Here is a 19,963-nt window from a genome sequence, read left to right as displayed (position 1 = left end):
AGGGCGCAGCCCGCCGCCCGGACGAGGAGCACCGTGACCGCCGCAGACGCACTTCCGACGAGCCAGCCGAAGGAGCCCGTGTTCCGGGTGCTCCTCTCCTACGTACGGCCGCACCGCTGGGCCCTGCTGGCCGGCGCGTTGCTCTCGCTGGTGACCGGCGCGACCGGGCTGCTGCTGCCGCTGGTCGCCCGGGGGTTGATCGACGATCTGTCCCACGACCGTTCCATCACCGGCAAGTTGCTCGCGATGGCGGGTCTGGTGGTCGCCAACGCCGGGGTGGGCGCGCTGGGTTCGTACGTCCTCAGACGCACCGCCGAGTCGGTGGTGCTCGGGGCACGGCGCACCCTGTCGTCGTACCTGCTCAGGCTGCGGATCACCGCGGTGGACCGGACCGAACCCGGTGACCTGATGGCCCGGATCACCTCGGACACCACGCTGCTGCGCGAGGTCACCACGGACTCGCTGGTCGCGCTCGGCACCGGCGGGCTCACCCTGGTCGCCACCGTGGTGATGATGGGGGTGGTCGATCCGGTGCTCCTCGGCGTCACCCTCGTGGTGATCGCGGCGGCGGGCACGGTGCTCGGCACGATCGTGCCGCGCATCAACCGGGCGAGCCGTCGGGCGCAGGACGCGGTCGGGGTGATGGGGGCCTCGCTGGAGCGGGTGCTGGGTGCGCTGCGCACGGTGAAGGCGTCCGGCGCCGAGCACCGGGAGGAACTCGCCCTGCACGAGGCCGCCGAGGAGTCCTGGCGGCAGAGCGTGCGGGCCGCCAAGTGGTCGGCCGCGGCGGGCAACACGGCGGGGCTGGCGATGCAGCTGGCGTTCATCACGGTGCTCGCGGTGGGCGGGGCGCGGGTGGCGACCGGTGCGATCGGGGTGGGCACGCTGGTGGCGTTCCTGCTCTACGTCTTCTATCTGATGCAGCCGATCCAGCAGGTCGTCGGCGCGATCACCCAGTACCAGACCGGCGCCGGCGCGCTCGCCCGGATCCAGGAGGCGCTGCGGCTGCCCGCCGAACCCGCCTCCCGGCCCGCCGAGTTGCCGTCCCCCGGCACCGAACCGGCCTCGGTCGCCTTCACCGACGTACGCTTCCGCTACGCCGACGACCTGCCGTACGTCCACCACGGTGTCAGCTTCGACGTCCCCGCGCGGGGCATGACCGCTTTCGTCGGGCCGTCCGGTGCGGGCAAGACCACCGTGTTCTCGCTGATCGAGCGGTTCTACGACCCCGAGTCCGGCACCGTCGCCGTGGACGGCCGCCCGGTCGCCGACTGGGAACTGCCGCTGCTGCGTTCGGCCATCGGGTACGTCGAGCAGGACGCGCCGGTGCTGTCGGGCACGCTCGGGGACAACCTGCTGCTCGGCAATCCGGCGGCGGACGAGGACGCGGTCGCGCGGGTGGTGAAGACGACCCGGCTCGACGGTCTGGTCGCCCGGCTGCCGCAGGGCCTGGAGACGCTGGTCGGCCATCGCGGCACCAAGCTGTCCGGCGGGGAGCGCCAACGGGTGGCGATCGCACGGGCGTTGCTGCGCAGGCCCCGGCTGCTGCTCCTGGACGAGGCCACCTCGCAGCTGGACGCGGTGAACGAGGCGGCGCTCCGGGACACGGTCGCCGACGTCGCGCGGTCCACCACGGTGCTGGTGGTCGCGCACCGGCTGTCGACGGTGACCATGGCGGACCGGATCGTCGTGATGGACGCGGGCCGGGTCCGCGCGGTCGGCACGCACCGCGAGCTGGTGGCCGCGGACCCGCTGTACGCGGAGCTGGCGGCGACGCAGTTCCTGGCCTCGGAGCACTGAGCACGAGGAACAGGGAACCGGGAAGGGGCAACGGGAAACGGGGAACGAAGAGGGCCGCCCCTGCGCGGGACGGCCCTCGGTGTGCGGCGGGGTCAGGCCTCGATGCCCGGCAGCAGTCCCATGGCGGGCGCGGCCAGGTCGGTGACCTGGTGCAGCTCACCCAGCTTGTGGAGTCCGTTCAGCCCCTGCACCTGCTCCGAGACCTTCGGCATCCTGTCCCGGTACTCCGCGGGGATGTCACTGCCGGCGACCGAGTCGAGCACGCCGAGCGCGGTGAGCTTCCCGGGGTGCTGCGCGCCCGCGTCGGCCGCGTTCGCCAGCGGCGCGGCGAGGCCGGTGACCCCGACGGCAAGGCCGACGGCGGCGACGATACGTCGTGTTGAGATCATGTCCTCAGCAACGGGCCCGGCGCCGGGGCGGACACGGGCAGCCGGTCCCCCTCACCCGTCAGGAGGAGCGCACGGCCTGCGCTTGCCGAGCCCGGCGGGGCGGGGGACGCTCGTTGTGAGGGGCTCGCGCGGCCCGCTCCGTATCGGGTCGCGGGCTCCCGCAGGAGGTCACCATGGGCACCGCGACGGGTTCCACGTTCGACACCGACACGCTGCGCCGGGCCATAGAGGGGAACACCGGGAACAGCCTCCTGGCGCTCTACGCGGACGACGCGGAGATCCGCATCATCGACCGCAACACCCAGCCCAGCCACCCCAAGGTCCTGCACGGCCGCCGGGACATCGCCGCGCTGCTGGACGACGTCTACAGCCGCGACATGACGCACACCCTGGACGAGTGCATCGTGCAGGGCGACCGGGCCGCCTTCACCGAGTCCTGCGAGTACGGGGACGGGGTCCGGGTGCTCGCCGAGTCGATGATCACGCTGCGCGACGGCAAGATCGCCGAACAGATCATGATCCAGGCATGGGACGAGTAGTCGCAAGGAGCGGGCGGGTCCAGGTCAGCTCGCGGTTGACCTGGACCTTCTCGGCACGCGCGACCCTGGGCCACGCCCACCGCCCACGCCCCCACGCCTGCACCGCACTGCTGCGGGCGCTGCTGCGTGCCGCGGCCTGTCACCGCAGGCGCCGGCGTCCCGGTCACCGTGCGGGCGGGCCGTGACCGGCGCCGGTCAGCGCATCCACGCGCGGTACTCCATGACGTCCCCGGCCCGCACCCCGTAGGCGGGGTCGTCCCGGGTGAAGGTGGTCTCCAGGCCGAGTACGGCGCCGGTGGCCGGGTCCAGGATCAGCATCCGCCGTCCGCCGGTGCCCACGTCGAGGACGTACGCCTGGCCGGTGCGGCCCAGCCGGTCGGTGACCTGGCCGGCGGGCCGCAGCCCCTTCGCGTCCGCGAGCAGGTCGGCCAGGGCTGCCGACTCGGGTGCCCCAAGGGTCCAGTTGTCCAGCAACTCAGCGGTGGCGTCGAGGAGTTCGGACGTGGTGAGGATGTCGCCGTGGATCAGGTCGGTGAGGTAGGCACGCAGCTTCGCGGGGTCGTGCGGGGGCGTCGACAGGGGCGGGGCGTCGCCCCACATCGGCGGGAACGTCCGCCGGCTGAGCACATGGCCGTCCTCGACCCGGCCGGTGTCGGTCAGCACGGGCCGGCCCGCGTGGTCCGGGTCGGTCGCCACCACCACCTCGGTGTGCGTGCCGTCGGCCCGCCAGCGCACCACGCGCTCCTCGGGCAGGGTGACCGGCGGCCGGTCGTCGCTCATGGCCAGGCTCCAGGACTGCACATGGGTGCCACGGCGCAGCGCCGGGGAGCCGTCCGTGGCGGCCACCGCGGCGAGTTCCGCGACCTGGGCGAGCGGTACGGCGGTGGAGTGGTCGCGGACGGTCAGCGGCCGGGGTGCGGCGACGGCCGGGGCGCCCGAGGAGCCGCCGAGCAGTACGGCGAGCGTGGTGGCCGTCACGACGGCGGCGGTCAGCCCCCACAGCAGCCGCGGCCGGGACCGGGTCCGGCGGCCGGGGCGGGGGCCGTGCAGCAGCCGGTCGAGGTGGCGTTCGGCGGCGTGGTCGAGAGGGCCGTCGCCGAAGTGGGGGCCGTCGGCGGGCGCCGGGTCGACGGCGCGCAGCAGGTCGAGTTCGTCAGCCATGGCGGTGTTCCTCGGAAAGGGCCTCGACGGCAGGCGGGCGCAGTCGGTCGATCTCGGCTCTGAGCCGGTGGCGTGCGCGGTGCAGCCGCATCGCCGCCGCCCGGCCGCCGCAGCCCAGGACGACCGCGATCTCGTCGGCCCCGAGCTCCTCCCACGCGGCCAGCCGCAGCACCTCCCGGTCGGCCGGGGACAGCCGGGCCAGCGCGTCGTGCACCCAGGCGCCCGGCCGCTCGCTGTCCGGGGCGGCCACGATGTGCCGTCCGTGGGCGGTCTGGTCGTTGCCCAGCCGGTCCAGCAGCCGGCGCCGGCGCCCGTGTCCGCGTACCGCGTTGGCGAGGCAGTTGCGTGCCACGCCGTACAGCCAGGGCAGCGGGGTCGCCGGCAGGTCGGTGCGGCGGCGCCAGGCCACCGTGAACACCTCCGCCACCACTTCCTCCACCTCGCCGGTCCGCCCGTCCAGTCGCCGCGCGACATAGCGGCTGACCGCCCAGTAGTGCTCGCGATAGGCAGCGGCGAAGATCTCGTCGTTGCTCATGTCCCGTTCGTGTCCTGCACCTTCCCGATCGTCACACCCGGCTCGGTGACGCTCGTCGCATCCGTCGAGTGTGACCGGTGCGGACAGCCCGGACACAGGCGGGGCATGAGGAACCTCAAGTGGCTGACGACCACCGACCACAAGACGATCGGGACGCTGTACCTGGTCACGGCGTTCTCGTTCTTCTGCGTGGGCGGGGTGATGGCCCTGCTGATGCGTGCCGAACTGGCCCGCCCCGGTCTGCAGATCATGTCGAACGAGCAGTTCAACCAGGCGTTCACGATGCACGGCACGATCATGCTGCTGATGTTCGCGACGCCGCTGTTCGCCGGCTTCGCGAACTGGATCATGCCGCTCCAGATCGGCGCCCCGGACGTGGCCTTCCCGCGCCTGAACATGCTGGCCTACTGGCTCTACCTGCTCGGCTCGACGATCGCGGTCGGCGGCTTCCTGACTCCGCAGGGTGCGGCCGACTTCGGCTGGTTCGCCTACGCCCCGCTCTCCGACGCGGTCCGCTCGCCGGGCATCGGCGCCGACATGTGGATCATGGGCCTGGCGCTCTCCGGCTTCGGCACCATCCTCGGCGCGGTCAACTTCATCACCACGATCATCTGCATGCGTGCGCCGGGCATGACGATGTTCCGCATGCCGATCTTCGTGTGGAACGTGCTGCTGACCGCGGTGCTGGTCCTGCTCGCCTTCCCCGTCCTCGCCGCCGCGCTGTTCGCGCTGGAGGCGGATCGGAAATTCGGGGCACATGTCTTCGACGCGGCGAACGGCGGAGCACTGCTCTGGCAGCACCTCTTCTGGTTCTTCGGCCACCCGGAGGTGTACATCATCGCCCTGCCGTTCTTCGGCATCATCTCCGAGGTCATCCCGGTCTTCTCCCGCAAGCCGATGTTCGGCTACATGGGTCTGGTGGCCGCGACCATCTCGATCGCCGGTCTGTCCGTGACCGTGTGGGCGCACCACATGTACGTCACCGGCGGTGTGCTGCTGCCGTTCTTCTCCTTCATGACCTTCCTGATCGCGGTACCGACCGGGGTGAAGTTCTTCAACTGGATCGGCACCATGTGGCAGGGATCGCTGTCCTTCGAGACGCCCATGCTCTGGACCATGGGCTTCCTGGTGACGTTCGTCTTCGGCGGCCTGACGGGGGTGATGCTCGCGTCCCCGCCGATCGACTTCCACGTCTCCGACTCGTACTTCGTCGTCGCCCACTTCCACTACGTGGTCTTCGGTACGGTCGTCTTCGCGATGTTCGCCGGATTCCACTTCTGGTGGCCCAAGTTCACCGGCAAGATGCTCGACGAACGCCTCGGCAAGATCACCTTCTGGACGCTGTTCACCGGCTTCCACGGCACGTTCCTCGTCCAGCACTGGCTGGGCGCCGAAGGCATGCAGCGCCGGATTCCCGACTACCTGGCGGTGGAGGGGTTCGCCACCCTCAACACGGTCTCGACGATCTTCTCGTTCCTGCTGGGCTCGTCACTGCTCCCGTTCTTCTACAACGTCTGGAAGACGGCGAAGTACGGCACGAAGGTCGAGTCGGACGACCCCTGGGGTTACGGCCGTTCGCTGGAGTGGGCGACGTCGTGCCCGCCCCCGCGCCACAACTTCGTCTCGCTGCCGCGGATCCGCAGCGAGTCACCGGCGTTCGACCTGCACCATGCCGCTGTGGAGCGGAAGTTGAGCGCGCGATGACGGCCGGGGAGGAGGAAAGGGCGCTGGTCGCACAGATCGAGGGGCATCTGCTGCTGGCGGCGACGCGCGAGGAGGGGCGCCGAGCGGCGGCTCGGTTGGCGAACCGCGTCGGCTGGCTCACGGCCGCCCAACGGGCAGATCTCGAAGGCTATTTCGAGGCCGAATACCTGGGCCTGGCCAGAACGTCCTGGCGGCGCACCTCGGAACGCGGTGAACAACTGAGGCGTGAGTACGAGACCAGATACCGGTCTCTACGCCAACGCCTGCTGGCCTGCTTCCTGCTGACCTGCGCCCTGCTGGCAGCAACGGTTCTCCTGACGCTGACTGCATGAGCCCCCCAGGGGCGCGGGGCTGTGACTGATATGCGGCTGCCGCCGCGTGTGCGCGACCAGCCACAGTCCACCCGCGCCCGACGGCCTACCGGCTCAACTCTGGCTCCACTGCTGGTTGGTCCCGCCATTGCAGGTCCACAGCACCAGCGAGGACCCGTTCGCGGTGGCCGCTCCGTACACGTCCAGGCACAGTCCGGCGTTGACGTTCGTGATCGTCCCGTCCGAGTTGGCGTTCCACTTCTGGTTGTTCTGCCCGTTGCAGTCCCAGATCACGACCTTGGTGCCGTTGGTGGTGCCCTGGTTGTACGCGTCCAGGCACTTGTTGCCGTACACCACGAACTCCTTGCGCGAGGTGTACGTCCAGGCCTGGTTCTGGCCGCCATTGCAGTCCCAGATCTCGGCCTGGGTGCCGTTGGTGATGGTGTTGTTGTAGATGTCGGCGCAGCGGCTGGACTGTCCGCCCACGAGGAGGGTGCCGTTGGTGCCGGGGATCGGGCTGACCGCGACCGAGCCGAGCGTCGGCAGCGAACTTCCCGTGAAGGTGAGCGAGTTGCCCGACCCCTTGCTCAGGTCGACCTGCACCGAGACCGTGCCCTGCGAGGACCCGGTCGGCGGGAAGGAGACGGTGGTGGCGGTCTGGCCGTTGACCTGGAGGGTGCCGGTGACGGCGGTGGAGCCGGCGTTGGTGTAGGCGACGTCGACGACGTCCAGGCCGGTGCTCGCGGCGCTGACGCCGGTGTAGTTGCCGGTGGAGGAGGCGCTGTAACTCGTGCCGGCCGCCTCCGTACCGCCGCTCACCTTGAGCATGACCGAGCCGCCGGCCGGGACGCTGGCGGTGTAACTCGTCGCGTACGAGCCGAGGTTCGACTGCGCCCACAGGTCCCGCACGGTCGCCGAGGCGCCGGTCAGGCCGAGGTCGGACCAGCGGGCGGTGATGTTCGCGGCGGAGGAGGTGCGGTTGAGGAGGACGACCGCACGGTTGCCGGTGCCGGCGAGGACCTTGCTGTAGACCTGCAGACCGGTGCTGTCCTCCCCGACCTTGACGCCCTGCAGCCCGCGCGCGTCCTGGTCGACGCCGATGACGTCGGAGTTCTTGAGGATGGCGGCGGTCTCGCTGGTCATCGTGGTGAGGTCGTTGCCGGCGAGCAGCGGGGCGCCGGAGATCGCCCACAGTGCCATGTGGGTGCGGTTCTGGGCCGCCGTGAGGCCGGACATGCCGACGGTGAGCATGTCGGGGTCGTTGTAGTAGCCGGTGTGCTGGGCGGCCGGGTGCAGGGTCTGGTCGAAGTTGGACAGGACCGCCGACTGGGACGCGGTGCCGCCGTAGTAGTAGATGTCCGTGCTGGTCCGCCACATGGGGGCGAGGCCCGTCGCCCAGTTCCAGGTGTTCTGGTAGCCCCAGTTGCAGATGGACAGGGTCAGCGGGCGGCCGGTGGTGGCCGCGGCCGTGGCGACGGCCGAGCTGATCGACTTGTACGTGGTGGCCGCGTCCAGGCCTTCGGCGTCGCCGCCGCACCAGTCGACCTTCACGAAGTCGAAGCCCCACTGGGAGAACTGGAGCATGTCCTGGGCGTAGTGCCCCTCGCTGCCGGTGTTGGCGGCGGCGGGACGGCCGGTCGGGTAGTAGTAGCCGCAGCCGTTGGCGCCGGCGTCGGTGTAGATGCCGGCCTTCAGGCCCTTGCTGTGGATGTAGTCGGCGATGGCGCTCATGCCGCCGGGCCACTCACTGGTGTCGACGGTGATGTTGCCGGAGCTGTCGCGGGTGCCCTGCCACCAGCCCTCGTCGATGTTGATGTACTTGTAGCCGGCGTCCGGAAGCCCGGCCGCGACGAACGCGTCGACCTGCGCCTTGATGACGTCGTAGTCGATCTTCGCCGCGAAGCTGTTCCAGGAGGCCCAGCCCATCGGGGCGGTGGGCACCGAGATCTGCCGGGTCGTAGCCGCCTGGGCCGGTCCGGGCGTGGCGAAGAGCAGCGCGGCGGCGGCCGTCAGGATCAGGGCGAGGGCGCGGACGGCGACGGCCCACAGGTGCCGTACGAAACCGCTTTCGGTCGTTCTGGGCGGGGGATACATGCGGCTCCTCCACGGGGGTGCACGAGGGGGGGTACGACTCACATTCGTTCGAGATTCCGAACGTGGATCGGTGTTCCGAACGTGTCGCGCGCCGACCGTAGAGCCGCCGGAGGGGTAAGTCAACGGCTGCGACAGGGGTGAACTCCCGGCGTTCCCGGGGTCGTTCATCCCGTGCTCGACCGCGCTCCCGCACCGGCTTGCAAAGCACCGCGAGCGCGCGCTACGGTCCGGGCGACGTACGAAAGCCACTGCCCGGTAGGTAGTCCGGGTGACGTCTCAGCGTTCGTGCAACGGCCTGGTCAGGTCACCTGTGCGTCCTTTGTCGAACTCGAACAAGGGACGGTCATGTCTGACCTGAAGGTTCTCGTCGCCGGTGCCGGCCTCGGCGGTCTCACTCTCGCCCGGTCGCTGCGCGACCACAACGTCGACGTCGCGGTCTTCGAACGCGACGCAAGCCCGTGGGACCGGCCCCAGGGCTACCGCCTCCACCTGGACACCGACGCGCTGTGCGCCGCTCGCGAAGTCCTCCCGGCCGACCTCCACGCGGTGTTCGAGGCGACCGCGCAGTACACCGAGCCGTTCACGACGATCCTCGGGACCGACCTGTCGGTCGTCAAGCGCCTGCCGGCGCAGGACGAACACGGCGGAGCCGTCTGGCCCGCCCACGACGGTCCGGGATCCCACGCCAACGTCGACCGCGCGACCCTGCGTCAGATCCTGTTCGCCGGCCTCGAGGACACCGTGCGTTTCGGAAAGACCCTCGACCACTACGAGAGCGACTCCGACGGGGTGACCGCGCACTTCACCGACGGCTCCCGGGCACACGGCGACGTCCTCGTCGGCGCCGACGGCGTCCGCTCGGCCGTCCGCCGCCTGCGGGCCCCGCACAGCGAGACGGTCGACGCCGGGATCACCGCGTTCTACGGCCGCCTGCCGAGGGCGACGGCCGAGACCGTCGTGCCCGCGGAGACCATGACGGACATCTTCACCATCGCCTCGGACGAGCGGAAGGTGTTCCTCGGACTGGGGTGCGTCCGCTTCCCGACCTCCCCCGCCGAGGCTGCGGCACGCCTCGCCCCCGGCGTCCCGATGCGCGACCAGGACGACTACGTCGTGTGCATCGTGGGCGGTCGCCACGAGTTCTTCCCGGACACGGACGGCGCGCCGCGCGCCCGCTCGGGTGAGGAGCTTCGCCACCTCGCCGCCGAGGCCCTCCGCGACTGGCCGACCGGCGCCGCCGGTCTCGTCCGCGGTGCGGATCCGGCCTCCTTCTTCCTGGTCAGGATGTACACCAGTGTGCCGACCTCGCTCGACGCACCCACCAACGTCACCCTCCTCGGAGACGCCGTCCACGCGATGACACCCACCCTGGGCCGTGGCGCCAACGTCGCGATGCGCGACGGAGCCCTGCTCGGCCGCGCGCTCGGGAAGGTCGCCGACGGGCAACTCGCCCTCCCCGAGGCCCTGGCCGCCTACGAACGCGACATGCTCGCCTACGGCTTCTCCGTCGTACGCGCGGCGGCCCGGGTCGGCCACCGGCGCATGGGCCAGAACCCCCTTCCCGAATAGCCGGCGCCGGAGCCTGGCGGAACGGCCGACGGCCGGCCGTGGGGACCGTCCCGTAACAGGTCGGGGCCGGCGGTCGATTCCGCCGGCCCGGTCAGGCCCCCGGCCGCGGCTGAGGCTGAGGCGAGGAAAACGCCCTCCGCCAGGCTGGCCGACAGAAGGTACATCCGATTCGATACCCGAACGAAGCGGCGGCCGCAGTCACCACAGTTAGACAATCCGTCAAATTACCGAACCGTAACCTACGCGGTGCTACCACGAGTAACTTACTCGCGCGTAATGTCCTGGCGAACCACTTCACCGCGGTGTGAGCCGGCCCGGGACGGCCTGCTCTCCCGCCGCTTTCCCCTGTGCACCTCACTGCCGGCCGCATCACAGGAGGTTCGCCATGCCCCCACGCAGAGTGCTTCTGGCGGCAGCGGTCACCGCTGCCGCCTGCCTCGGTACCCAGACCCTCACCAGCACCGCCGCCACGGCGTCGGACGAGGTGGTCTCCCGGGGCGTCACCATCCCCGCGTTCTACAACCCGCCCGCCGAACTGCCCACGGCGGACGGCACCCTGATCCGCAGCGAGCCCCTAGCGCTCGCCCTCAGCCTGCCCGGCCTCGACGGCACCCTGCCCGGCACCGCGACCCGGCTGATGTACAAGTCCACCGACTCCGACGGGCAGCCCGTCGCCGTCACCGGCGCCTACATCGAACCGAGCGCTGACTGGTCCGGCACCGGACCGCGCCCCCTGGTCGCGGTGGCACCCGGCACCATGGGGCAGGGCGACCAGTGCGCCGCCTCCCTCGGCCTCGAACACCCGCTGACCGTCAACGGCCAGACGGTGTCCGTCGGTTACGAGGACCTGGCGATCTACCGCCTCCTCGCCAGGGGTGTCGCGGTCGTCGTCACCGACTACGCCGGCCTCGGCGCCACCGACCGGCTGCACACCTACGTCAACCGCGTCGACGAGGGACACGCGGTCCTGGACGCCGTCCGCGCCGCCCGCCAGGTCGCCGGAGCCTCCGTCACCAAGGCGTCCCGGGTGGGCCTGTTCGGCTACAGCCAGGGTGGCGGCGCGACCGCCGCCGCAGCCGAACTCCAGGCGTCGTACGCGCCCGACGTCACCCTGTCCGGGACCTACGCGGGCGCGCCGCCCGCCGATCTGACCTCGGTCACCAAGGCCATCGACGGCAGCGAACTGGCCGGTGCCCTGGGCTGGTCGCTCAACGGCTTCCTCCAGTCCGACCCCGATCTGAAGCCGATCGCCGAGGCGCATCTCAACGCCGCGGGCAAGGCCGCCCTCACCGATCTGTCGACCATGTGCGTCGGAGACGCGATCTTCGGCTACGCCTACACGAAGAGCACCCGGTGGACGACTGACGGCCGGTCCATCAGCGACATCATCGCCGACACGCCCGCGCTCCGGTCGTTCCTGGACAGCCAGCGCATCGGCACCCTGGAACCGTCCGGACCCGTCCGGCTGGCCACCGGCGTCAGCGACAACCTCGTCCCCCACGCCCAGGCCCGGCAACTCGCCGTCGACTGGTGCGCGAAGGGCGCGAACGTCACGTACAAGCCCGTCGTCCTGCCCGACGTCGGCAGCGCGCTCCTGAACCACTTCGCCCCGCTCCTCACCGACCAGGGCGACGCCATCGGCTGGCTCGCCGACCGGCTCGCGGGCAAGGCGGCCGGCTCCAACTGCTGGAGCCTGCCCGTCCAGCCCTGACCGAGTCACGGAACGGGGCTGCCGGACGCAGGCTGCCGGCAGCCCCGTCAGGCGTGCGTCGGCCTCGCACGGAGGTCGACGGGGCGTCCGGGGCGGCCGCCCGAAACTCGTCATGCGCCGATCAATCGCAGACTGAGTATACTCAATTCGCCTCTGTCGTGGTTACAGTGTGTCGAGTTCACCAAGGCGCGCAGGCCCGTCGCCGGATCGGTCCCGCGCCGCGGACGCCACGACAGAGGGGGGCGCGTGACCGCAGCGACAGGACCCGCGATCGAGGCAGCGCCGGACCGGCCGCTCGCCGGACGCCGCGTGCTGGTGACTGGAGCGGCCGGCGGAATCGGGGCGGCGGCCGTGTCCGCGTTCCTCACGGCCGGGGCACGCGTCGTCGGACTGTTCCACTCGGCGCCGCCACCGGCCGCACTCGCCTCGCGGTGCGACTGGCTGGCCTGCGACGCCCGTTCCCGCGCCTCGGTCGCCACGGCGTTCGAGCGGGCCGCCTCGGTCCTGGGCGGTCTCGACGTGCTGCTCAACGCCGCGGGAACGTGGCGGCCAGGTACGCCGGAGACCCTGTCCGACGACGAGCTCGACGTGATCCTCGACGTCAACCTGCGGACCACGGTGCTCTCCAACCAGGCCGCGTTCGAGCTGATGCGGCACGGCGGCGGGCAGATCGTCAACCTCGGTTCGGGCGAGGGCGTGCGCGGCAACCCGCTCGCGCCGCACTACGCGGCGGCGAAGGCCGGCGTGCACGCCTGGACCCGCTCCGTGGCCTCGGCGTGGGGCAGGTACGGGATCACGGTGAACGCGCTGGCACCGGCGGTGCGGACCACCGGTGCCGATCGGCTGTGGGAACACCTGGGCGAGGAGCGCGCCGCCGCGTTCAGGGAGAACCTGCGCGCCGCCATGCCGCTGCGCGGCGAACTGGGCGATCCGGAGGCCGATCTCGGCCCCGTCCTGGTGTTCCTGGCCGGTCCGGGGGCCCGGTTCATGACCGGTCAGCTGATCGCGGTGAACGGTGGCCTGCAGATGCTCGGCGCCTGAGGCGACGGCGGAAATGAGTGTCCTCTTCGAGATACCCGGTCGGTGATCCAGTGACCAGCCGACGCCCATGGGAGGCGAGCGTGAACCACGTCGACCGGCCCGAGCCGCGCCGTCCGAAGGTCGGGCTCGAGCACCTGACCCTTCGTCACGAACCGCTGTCCGTGTTCGTCTCCGCCGCCGCCGCGGGCGACGCCGCGAGTGTCTGCCTGAGCGTCAGGCACCCGGGCACCCAGGACCGGAAGGTGCTGCGCGCGACCATGGCACGGCTCGACGCACTGGGCATCCCCGTCGCCATGGGGGACGGATTCCTCCTCGGCCCGGGGACGGGACCGGAAGACCTCCGGCGGCAGCTCGACATCCTCGCGGACATGCGCGCCCCTCTGGCCAACACCTGCGCCTACGAGCCCGACACGGACGCCCCGCGCGATCCGGGCGCGATCACCGACCTGCTGGGAGAGTTCTGCCGCATGGCGCGAACCGCCCAGGTCGACGTGCTGCTCGAATTCACCCCGCTCTCGCACGTGCCGTCGCTGGCGGCGGCGGTCACGCTCCTGGAGCAACTCGACCAGCCGAACCTCAGGATCCTCGTCGACACCCTCCACCTGGTGCGAGCCGGCGAGGGACCGGCCGACCTGCGCGGCATCGACCGGCGCCTCATCGGCTACTGCCAGTTGAGCGACGGACTCCGGGCGTCCGAGGGCCTTTCGGCCTACCTGGACGAGGCCAACAACGACCGTGCCGTCCCCGGCGAGGGGGAGTTTCCCCTGGCGGAGATCCTCTCGCTCGTCCCCGAGGAGGTGACCGTCAGCGCGGAGGTCCCGTCGCGCCGCCTGGAACGGGCCGGCGTCGCACCCGAGGAACGCGCCCGGCTGATCCTGGAGAGCAGCCGCAAACTCGTGGCGAGGGCCAGGACCTGACACACCGGCGGCCGACGCCGGGCCGGCCGGCTACCGCGTCCCCCCGGGCGCCCACCCTGCCGGCCGCAGGATCCCGACCAGCAGCCGCACCAGCTCCTCCACGACCTCGTCCAGACTCGCCTCCACCCGGCCCGCGCTCCAGTCGTGCAGCAACCCGTTCACACTGCCGATGAAGGCCGTGGCGGCCAGCCGGTAGTCCCGCGGGGCCGCGTCGCCACGCGCGACGGCCGCGTCTGCCTCGGTGCATATCAGCTCCACCCACCGCGCCCGCCGCGCCAGCCGCTGCTCCTCCAGCCGGGCACTGACCCCGATGATCTCGACGAAGGCGATACGGATACGGCGGGGGTCGGAGGTCACGTCACGGGCGTAGGCCCGGAACAGCACCGTCACCCGCTCGACCAGCGGCAGGGGCTCCGCCTCCGCGAAGGCGTCCCGCACCGCCTCCTCCGCCCACCCGTTGACCTCCAGGTGCAGCGCGGCGAGCACGTCCTCCAGCGTGTGGAACTCCTCGTAGAACTGACGGGTCGACAGACCGGCCGCCTGGCTCAGCGCGGCGACCGTCGTGGCGCGGAACCCCGGTGCCTCGCCGAAGAGTTGGAGCGCCGCGTCCAGGAAGCGCCGACGCCGGTCGGCCTTGCGCTCCTCGGCGGACCGGCCGCCGTAGCGACCCGTCGGTGCCTTGAGTCTGCCCGTCAAGACTGCCCCCTCCGTCGACCGCCCGATGGCCAATTTTCTCGCGTACGCCTCTTGTGGAGTCATCCACCCCCTCCTTACTTTTCAGTAAGTTCGTTTTGAACGCGCCCGTGTTCAGATTCCGTGCCCCTGTGACCGCACGGGTGTGTCCCCACCCCCCTCAGAGGAGAGAGCAGTCATGCCTGCTTTCAGACCCAGGCACCTTTGCTCCGTGGCCGCCGCCCTCGTCCTGACCGTCGCCGCGCCCGCGACGGCCGCCACCGCCGCGGCCGACGCCTCGCTGCGCGAGGTGCTGTTCGTCGGCAACAACTGGGACGGCACCGCGACCGTCCTGAACTCGTCCGGCGACTTCGCCAAGGTCGGCCAGATCAACGTCGTCCCCGACAAGGACGCGCGGATCGCCGAGATCAACGCCGACCCGATCAAGTGGATCTACTACACGTCGATCCGCAACGAGGTCGGCCAGGGCCACGACCAGTACGTGGACGACATGTACTCCACGCCGGACGGGAAGTCCGTGGTCGTCTCCCGCCCGAGCTTCGCCGACGTCGTCTCCATCGACCTCGCCACCGACACGATCAACTGGCGCTTCCCGGTGGCCGGTTACCGAGCCGACCACATGGCCGTCTCGCCCGACGGCACGAAGGTCGCGGTGTCGGCGTCCACCGCGAACAAGGTCCAGGTGCTGGACATCAACACCGGTAAGGAACTCGGCGAGTTCGCCACCGGAGACAAGCCGCACGAGAACGTCTTCAGCCCCGACGGAAAGTACATCTGGAACATGTCGATCGGCGAGGTCACCACCTCGCTCGACGACCCGATCTGGGACTGGACCAAGGGCGACCGGCACATCACCGTCGCGGACGCCACGACCTACAAGCAGGTCAAGACGATCGACATGCGCGCCCGGCTGGACGCGATCGGGCTGACGGACTTCTCGGACGCGGTCCGGCCCGCGGCGTTCACCCCCGACTGGTCGAAGATGTACTTCCAGGTGTCCTTCTTCAACGGCTTCCTGGAGTACGACATCGCCACCGACAGGATCACCCGGGTGAAGACCCTGCCGGCGAACCCGGCGACCAGCACCGACCGCACCACCTGGCTGCTGGACTCCCGCCACCACGGCATCTCGATGAAGCCGGACGGCACCAAGCTGTGCGTCGCCGGGACGATGGACAACTACGCCACGATCGTCGACCGCGCGACTCTGCAGGAAGGTCCGCTCATCACGGCGTCCACCCCGTACTGGGCCACGGTCAGCGGTGACGGCAAGGACTGCGTCATCTCGGAGAGCGGCGCCGACCAGGTGACCGCGATCGACTTCGGCACCGGCCAGAAGGTGACGTCGGTGCCCGTCGGCGACCACCCGCAGCGCGTCCGGCTCGGCCATGTACAGGCCGACTGGACCGGTGCCAGCGGTAGTTGACGGAGTCTCAAACGCTTCGGCCTCCGGGGTGCGCGGCACCCCGGAGGCCGAAGCACGGGTCAGAACTTCGCCGCCACCCAGGCGGCCAGCTCCGCCTTGGCCGCGTTGAGCACGGTGGAGCCGGGCGAGGTCGCCCCGTTGGTCACCAGCGCGAAGTGCAGCACGCCGGAGTCCGAGTCGGTGAGCAGCAGTCGGCGGCTGCCCGTCCCTCCCGGTTCCGCCGCCACGCCGACCGGGGTCGAGGACGTGTACGCCGGGGGCGCGTAGGACGTGCCCAGGTCGGAGACGACGGTGGTGGACGCGGTCGCGAAGGAGGCCGGCAGGTGGAGTTCGGTAGGTGCGGTGGCGCTGCCGGAGCGCCAGACCTGGAGGGCGTACTGGCTGGAGCCGACCAGCGCGGCCACGTTCGGCAGCGAGCTGGGCACCGGGTTCCAGGTCAGGGTCGTGGAGCCGTCCCGGGAGCGGTCCTCGTAGGTGAAGGCGAGGGTGGTGCCCGAGGTGGCGGACGGGTAGATCCGGTCGAGCAGCCGGGCGTCCTGACGGAGCGTCACGGTGCCCGAGTCGGTCATGTTCACGGCCGAGAGGTCCTCGTCGTTCCAGGCGTCGCCGGAGGTGAGGACCTTGTCCGGGTTGTCGTTCATCAGCTCGTGGTGGCGGCCGTTGTAGATGTCCCACTGCCACTGGGTGCCGGAGAGGACCGGTCCGGAGGAGGCCGGGGTGGACCACCAGTTGGCCCCGGAGAGGCGGGAGTCGAGGGCCTGGTACATCGCCTTGTCGACGGTGGGCGCCTTGCCGGAGGTGGTGCCGGAGAGCGGATGCCCGAACTCGCTGACGATCGCCGTCGTCCCCGCGGCCGAGGCGCGGTCGCGGATGGTGCCGAAGTCGGTCGAGTACTGGCCGTCGGAGGCGTTGCCCCACATCAGGATGCCGGAGATCGCCTTCTGGTCGTAGAAGTGGGTGTTGAAGACGTACCGCGAGCCGAGCGTGCCCGCGTCGAGCAGTCCGCCCTCCTGGTTGGTGACGTTGCCGTTCCAGTAGAGGTTGGGCTCGACGAGGGCGGGCTTGGCGGTCCAGCCGGCCGCGTCCATCCGGGCCCGGAACTTCTGGTAGAAGGGCCACAGCCGGTTCTGCTCCCAGGTGCGGGAGGTCTCGCCGGAGTCGTAGCTGCCGGCGTACGGCTCGTTGTACGGGTCGAAGCCGACGACGCCGGCGAACTCGTCGGACGTCAGGTGCCCGGCCAGGTAGGTCATGGTGGTCTGGGCCGTTGCCAGGAAGGCGTCCTGGAGGCCGTAGTTGTTGTGCCAGAAGTCGTACTGGGCCTTCTGGACGGCCGCGTTCTGGGTGATGTTCTGGCCCCAGAAGAGGCAGATGCCGCAGGACTCGGCCGGGTAGCCGCCCAGCGCGACCGCCCACTCGGGGGCGCCGTCGCCCGTGTACCAGCTGCCCGAGTTGAACAGGTAGCGGGAGTACAGGTCCTGGTGGAAGTCGGGGAAGACGCGGATGCCGGCGTCGAGGAACGCCTGCATCTGCGCGGTGGCGGCGGCCAGGTAGGTGGTGTCGACCTGGCCCTGGACGGGTTCGGCGTGCGCCCAGGAGAGCAGGAAGCGCACGGCGTTGCCGCCGCCGAGGGCGCGGAGCGCGGTGGCGGACTTCTTCGCGTCGGCGACCGAGGCGAAGGGCAGGCCGCTGTTCTCCTCCAGCTTGGTTTCGCCGGAGACGTTGTAGCCGCGCAGCACGACCTCACGGCCCTGGCCGTCGGTGAAGCGGCCGTTCTGCACGGTGAGGGCGGTGCCGTCGAACCAGAGGGAGTCGGACGGGGTGGCTGCGGTGGCGGACGGGGCGCCCGCCACCGCGAGGAATCCGCAGAGGACAACCAGGACAACGATCAGCCGTGCCCGGATATTCGTCATGTCCATTACAGTCCGGTGATTTCCGGACACAGTCAATACTTCTGACTCACGAGTAAGTTGAGTACCGGTTCGCTCACCCGGCCACTCGACCCGTCACGTTCAACAGGTACTCCTTGCGGCTCAGCGGGTTGTGGTCGGTCCGCGGCCGCTCCGGGACCGGCCCCCGCACCACCGGGGCGTAGTGGTCGAAGGCGGTCTCCAGCTCGCCCTCGCCCCGGGTCAGCCCCGGCAGCCGTTGTTCGAGCCCGTGCACCCGGGCCGCGGGCACGGCGCCCTCCAGGACGGCGAGCGCCCCCTCGGTCCTGGTCCGCTGCGGCACCGCGCCGAACCCGGCGAGCACCGGCAGCAGCGCGCCCAGCGTGTCCACCGGGGCCTCCAGGCGGAAGCGGTGCATCGGCTCGTGGACCTGGGTGCCGGCCCGCCGCAGCGCCTCGGTGAGCACGAGCGGGGTCAGCCCGCGGAAGTCGTAGCCGGTGCTGGACATGCTCTTGTCGAAGCCCTGGTGGGCATGGCTCTGCCGGGGCGAGTAGCCGGAGTGGGTCATGGTCACCGTGCAGTCCGGGATCCGCCAGCCGTGCAGCCCCTGGCCGAGGGATTCGCGCACGGTGTCCTCGACGGCCTTGAAGAAGGCGTACGGCATCGAGCCCAGCTCCACCTCCAGCCGGAAGCCGACGCCCGCGCCCGGCGGGGCCGGCTCCACCCGCAGGCCGACCGTGGCCAGGAAGGGGTTGCCGTCCTTCTTGTTGAACTCGACGGCGGCTCCGCTGCCGGCGAGCCGTTCCACGCAGATGGTGGTGGTCTCCCGGAACGTGACGTCGAGGCCGTACTCGTCGGCGAGGGTCGCCTGGACGACCTCCTTCTGCACCTCGCCGTAGAGGGAGACGGAGGTCTCCTGCCGTACCCCGTCGGGCCGGACGTCGATCAGCGGGTCCTGCTCGGCGAGCTGGGTGAGGGCGACGTGCAGGGCGCGCCGGTCGGCGCCCGGGCCGGGGACCACGACGGTCTCCAGGGTCGGGGGCGCGAAATGGTGCTCGTACGCCCGCCCCGGCAGCCCGAGGGCGTCGCCGATCCGGATGCCGCCGAGCCCCCACACCTTGACGATCCGTCCGGCACCGGCGCTGTCCCGCCGGAGGTCCGTACCGTCCTCGAAGACGCTGAGCCCGGTGACCCGGCCCTCCGGCCGGCCGCCGACCGGGGTGCGGTCGCCGCCGAACGGGATCCGGTCGCGCACCCCCAGCGTGCCGGAGAAGAGGCGCGCGTACGCGATCTTCTCCCCCGCCGGGCCCCGCTCCACCTTGAAGACCGTGCCGGAGAACGGGCCGGCCGGGTCACCGCAGGCGGCCGGGAGCAGCCGCTCGATGCCGGCGATCAGGTCGGGTACGCCCGCGCCGGTGGCGGCGGAGCCGAAGTACACCGGGTGGACCAGGCCGCGCCGGGTCTGCTCGGCGAGGGCGGCGCGCAGCCGGGGCTCGGGGACATCGCCGTCGAGACAGGCGGCGAGCAGCGCGTCGTCGTGGTCGGCGAGGGCGTCCGACGCGGCCGGGCCGAGGCCGGGCAGGAAGCCGGCGGCGCGGGTGCCGAGCGCGGTGGCGCGGCCCATGGGGACGAGCGGGACGGCGAGTCTGCGGGACAGCTGGGCGAGGACGGCGTCGTCGCGGGCGCCGCGCCGGTCGATCTTGTTGACGAAGACCAGCGTGGGGATGCCCAGCCGCCGCAGGGTCCGCATCAGGACGCGGGTCTGCGCCTGGACGCCCTCCACGGCCGAGACCACGAGGACCGCGCCGTCGAGGACACCGAGGACCCGCTCCACCTCGGCAATGAAGTCCGGGTGGCCCGGGGTGTCGATGAGGTTGACGGTGACGCCGTCGAGCGGGAACGACACGACGGCGGACTTGATGGTGATGCCGCGCTGCCGCTCCAGGGCGAGGGTGTCGGTGCGGGTGCTGCCGTCGTCGACGCTGCCGAGCTCGTCGGTGACGCCGGCCGCGTGCAGCAGCCGTTCGGTCAGAGTGGTCTTACCTGCGTCGACGTGGGCGAGAATTCCGAGATTGAGCATGTGCACGGGGCGTGATGTCCTTCGGCGTGGGTGGGGTTCCTTCCTCGGTGGACATGCACGCAGTGCGCATCGGTGGTCCTCTCTCGGTGACGTCGGGTGAGAGAGCA

Annotated in this window: 17 protein-coding genes; 10 read left to right on the top strand and 7 right to left on the bottom strand. The window is 71.0% G+C overall.

From position 1 onward, the window contains the following. The first annotated feature begins 33 nt into the window (after positions 1-33). Positions 34-1,800 carry an ABC transporter ATP-binding protein gene (locus ACGF5O_RS31330; protein WP_393813245.1) on the top strand — a complete coding sequence of 589 codons (1,767 nt, stop codon included), beginning with the start codon at positions 34-36 and terminating at the stop codon, positions 1,798-1,800. Between the two features lie 92 nt (positions 1,801-1,892). On the opposite strand, the gene ACGF5O_RS31325 is transcribed toward ACGF5O_RS31330, so the two are convergent. Further along, positions 1,893-2,189, bottom strand: a complete 297-nt coding sequence (locus tag ACGF5O_RS31325; protein WP_393813244.1) for a hypothetical protein — start codon at positions 2,187-2,189, stop codon at positions 1,893-1,895. 173 nt (positions 2,190-2,362) lie between these two features. Between ACGF5O_RS31325 and ACGF5O_RS31320 the strand changes: the two genes are divergently transcribed. Then, complete coding sequence (locus ACGF5O_RS31320) at positions 2,363-2,728, top strand: nuclear transport factor 2 family protein (protein ID WP_393813243.1); 366 nt, start codon at positions 2,363-2,365, stop codon at positions 2,726-2,728. After that, entirely contained in the window at positions 2,716-2,913 is a 198-nt protein-coding gene (locus ACGF5O_RS31315) for a hypothetical protein (protein ID WP_393813242.1), read from the top strand. The genes ACGF5O_RS31320 and ACGF5O_RS31315 overlap by 13 nt, the downstream gene beginning before the upstream one ends. A 10-nt stretch (positions 2,914-2,923) precedes the next feature. Here the strand turns inward: ACGF5O_RS31315 and ACGF5O_RS31310 are convergent, their stop codons facing one another. Both ACGF5O_RS31310 and ACGF5O_RS31305 read right to left on the bottom strand, forming a co-directional pair. Further along, positions 2,924-3,889, bottom strand: coding sequence for a CU044_5270 family protein (locus ACGF5O_RS31310; RefSeq protein WP_393813241.1), 966 nt, complete (start codon positions 3,887-3,889; stop codon positions 2,924-2,926). Further along, the gene (locus tag ACGF5O_RS31305) at positions 3,882-4,424 is read right to left on the bottom strand and encodes an RNA polymerase sigma factor (protein ID WP_393813240.1); all 543 of its coding nucleotides are present in this window, start codon (positions 4,422-4,424) and stop codon (positions 3,882-3,884) included. Before ACGF5O_RS31305 ends, ACGF5O_RS31310 begins: the two co-directional genes overlap by 8 nt. Positions 4,425-4,529: 105 nt before the next feature. Here ACGF5O_RS31305 and ctaD point away from each other — a divergent pair, with 105 nt between their 5' ends. Together ctaD and ACGF5O_RS31295 are read left to right on the top strand one after the other, a co-directional pair. After that, positions 4,530-6,128, top strand: a complete 1,599-nt coding sequence (ctaD, locus tag ACGF5O_RS31300) for a cytochrome c oxidase subunit I (protein ID WP_393813239.1) — start codon at positions 4,530-4,532, stop codon at positions 6,126-6,128. Then, the gene (locus ACGF5O_RS31295; RefSeq protein ID WP_393813238.1) at positions 6,125-6,460 is read left to right on the top strand and encodes a hypothetical protein; all 336 of its coding nucleotides are present in this window, start codon (positions 6,125-6,127) and stop codon (positions 6,458-6,460) included. Before ctaD ends, ACGF5O_RS31295 begins: the two co-directional genes overlap by 4 nt. A 93-nt stretch (positions 6,461-6,553) precedes the next feature. Here the strand turns inward: ACGF5O_RS31295 and ACGF5O_RS31290 are convergent, their stop codons facing one another. Beyond that, positions 6,554-8,533: a ricin-type beta-trefoil lectin domain protein gene (locus tag ACGF5O_RS31290; RefSeq protein ID WP_393813237.1), complete on the bottom strand. Its 1,980-nt coding sequence runs from the start codon at positions 8,531-8,533 to the stop codon at positions 6,554-6,556. 345 nt (positions 8,534-8,878) lie between these two features. Here ACGF5O_RS31290 and ACGF5O_RS31285 point away from each other — a divergent pair, with 345 nt between their 5' ends. The 4 genes from ACGF5O_RS31285 to ACGF5O_RS31270 all read left to right on the top strand — a co-directional run bounded on the left by ACGF5O_RS31285 (position 8,879) and on the right by ACGF5O_RS31270 (position 13,771). Further along, positions 8,879-10,102 (top strand): FAD-dependent oxidoreductase, encoded by a 1,224-nt coding sequence (locus tag ACGF5O_RS31285; RefSeq protein ID WP_393813236.1) that lies wholly within the window; start codon positions 8,879-8,881, stop codon positions 10,100-10,102. A gap of 385 nt (positions 10,103-10,487) precedes the next feature. Further along, a complete protein-coding gene (locus ACGF5O_RS31280; RefSeq protein ID WP_393813235.1) occupies positions 10,488-11,813 on the top strand; it encodes an alpha/beta fold hydrolase in 1,326 nt (441 codons plus the stop codon). Between the two features lie 246 nt (positions 11,814-12,059). Beyond that, the gene (locus ACGF5O_RS31275; RefSeq protein WP_393813234.1) at positions 12,060-12,854 is read left to right on the top strand and encodes an SDR family NAD(P)-dependent oxidoreductase; all 795 of its coding nucleotides are present in this window, start codon (positions 12,060-12,062) and stop codon (positions 12,852-12,854) included. Positions 12,855-12,934: 80 nt separating this feature from the next. Next, a complete protein-coding gene (locus tag ACGF5O_RS31270; protein ID WP_393813233.1) occupies positions 12,935-13,771 on the top strand; it encodes a sugar phosphate isomerase/epimerase family protein in 837 nt (278 codons plus the stop codon). 30 nt (positions 13,772-13,801) lie between these two features. Here the strand turns inward: ACGF5O_RS31270 and ACGF5O_RS31265 are convergent, their stop codons facing one another. After that, a complete protein-coding gene (locus tag ACGF5O_RS31265; RefSeq protein WP_393813232.1) occupies positions 13,802-14,467 on the bottom strand; it encodes a TetR/AcrR family transcriptional regulator in 666 nt (221 codons plus the stop codon). 175 nt (positions 14,468-14,642) lie between these two features. Here ACGF5O_RS31265 and ACGF5O_RS31260 point away from each other — a divergent pair, with 175 nt between their 5' ends. After that, positions 14,643-15,890, top strand: coding sequence for a YncE family protein (locus ACGF5O_RS31260; protein WP_393813231.1), 1,248 nt, complete (start codon positions 14,643-14,645; stop codon positions 15,888-15,890). A 59-nt stretch (positions 15,891-15,949) separates the two neighbouring features. Here ACGF5O_RS31260 and ACGF5O_RS31255 read toward each other — a convergent pair whose 3' ends face one another. Together ACGF5O_RS31255 and ACGF5O_RS31250 are read right to left on the bottom strand one after the other, a co-directional pair. After that, positions 15,950-17,806 carry a cellulase family glycosylhydrolase gene (locus tag ACGF5O_RS31255; RefSeq protein ID WP_393813230.1) on the bottom strand — a complete coding sequence of 619 codons (1,857 nt, stop codon included), beginning with the start codon at positions 17,804-17,806 and terminating at the stop codon, positions 15,950-15,952. Between the two features lie 67 nt (positions 17,807-17,873). After that, positions 17,874-19,862: a GTP-binding protein gene (locus ACGF5O_RS31250; RefSeq protein ID WP_393813229.1), complete on the bottom strand. Its 1,989-nt coding sequence runs from the start codon at positions 19,860-19,862 to the stop codon at positions 17,874-17,876. Between the last annotated feature and the right edge of the window lie 101 nt (positions 19,863-19,963).

Source organism: Streptomyces sp. NPDC048291 (assembly GCF_043201715.1).
Classification (GTDB): Bacteria; Actinomycetota; Actinomycetes; order Streptomycetales; family Streptomycetaceae; genus Streptomyces.
The sequence above is the reverse complement of the archived record's forward strand: the minus strand, read 5'-3'. Positions and strand labels throughout refer to the sequence as shown.

What these genes read in the sequence shown, in the direction of transcription:
- ACGF5O_RS31325 (WP_393813244.1), bottom strand. Translation starts at nt 2,189, where the DNA reads ATGATCTCAACACGACGTATCGTCGCCGCCGTCGGCCTTGCCGTCGGG.
- ACGF5O_RS31320 (WP_393813243.1), top strand. Translation starts at nt 2,363, where the DNA reads ATGGGCACCGCGACGGGTTCCACGTTCGACACCGACACGCTGCGCCGG.
- ACGF5O_RS31315 (WP_393813242.1), top strand. Translation starts at nt 2,716, where the DNA reads ATGGGACGAGTAGTCGCAAGGAGCGGGCGGGTCCAGGTCAGCTCGCGG.
- ACGF5O_RS31310 (WP_393813241.1), bottom strand. Translation starts at nt 3,889, where the DNA reads ATGGCTGACGAACTCGACCTGCTGCGCGCCGTCGACCCGGCGCCCGCC.
- ACGF5O_RS31305 (WP_393813240.1), bottom strand. Translation starts at nt 4,424, where the DNA reads ATGAGCAACGACGAGATCTTCGCCGCTGCCTATCGCGAGCACTACTGG.
- ctaD (WP_393813239.1), top strand. Translation starts at nt 4,530, where the DNA reads ATGAGGAACCTCAAGTGGCTGACGACCACCGACCACAAGACGATCGGG.
- ACGF5O_RS31295 (WP_393813238.1), top strand. Translation starts at nt 6,125, where the DNA reads ATGACGGCCGGGGAGGAGGAAAGGGCGCTGGTCGCACAGATCGAGGGG.
- ACGF5O_RS31290 (WP_393813237.1), bottom strand. Translation starts at nt 8,533, where the DNA reads ATGTATCCCCCGCCCAGAACGACCGAAAGCGGTTTCGTACGGCACCTG.
- ACGF5O_RS31285 (WP_393813236.1), top strand. Translation starts at nt 8,879, where the DNA reads ATGTCTGACCTGAAGGTTCTCGTCGCCGGTGCCGGCCTCGGCGGTCTC.
- ACGF5O_RS31280 (WP_393813235.1), top strand. Translation starts at nt 10,488, where the DNA reads ATGCCCCCACGCAGAGTGCTTCTGGCGGCAGCGGTCACCGCTGCCGCC.
- ACGF5O_RS31260 (WP_393813231.1), top strand. Translation starts at nt 14,643, where the DNA reads ATGCCTGCTTTCAGACCCAGGCACCTTTGCTCCGTGGCCGCCGCCCTC.
- ACGF5O_RS31255 (WP_393813230.1), bottom strand. Translation starts at nt 17,806, where the DNA reads ATGGACATGACGAATATCCGGGCACGGCTGATCGTTGTCCTGGTTGTC.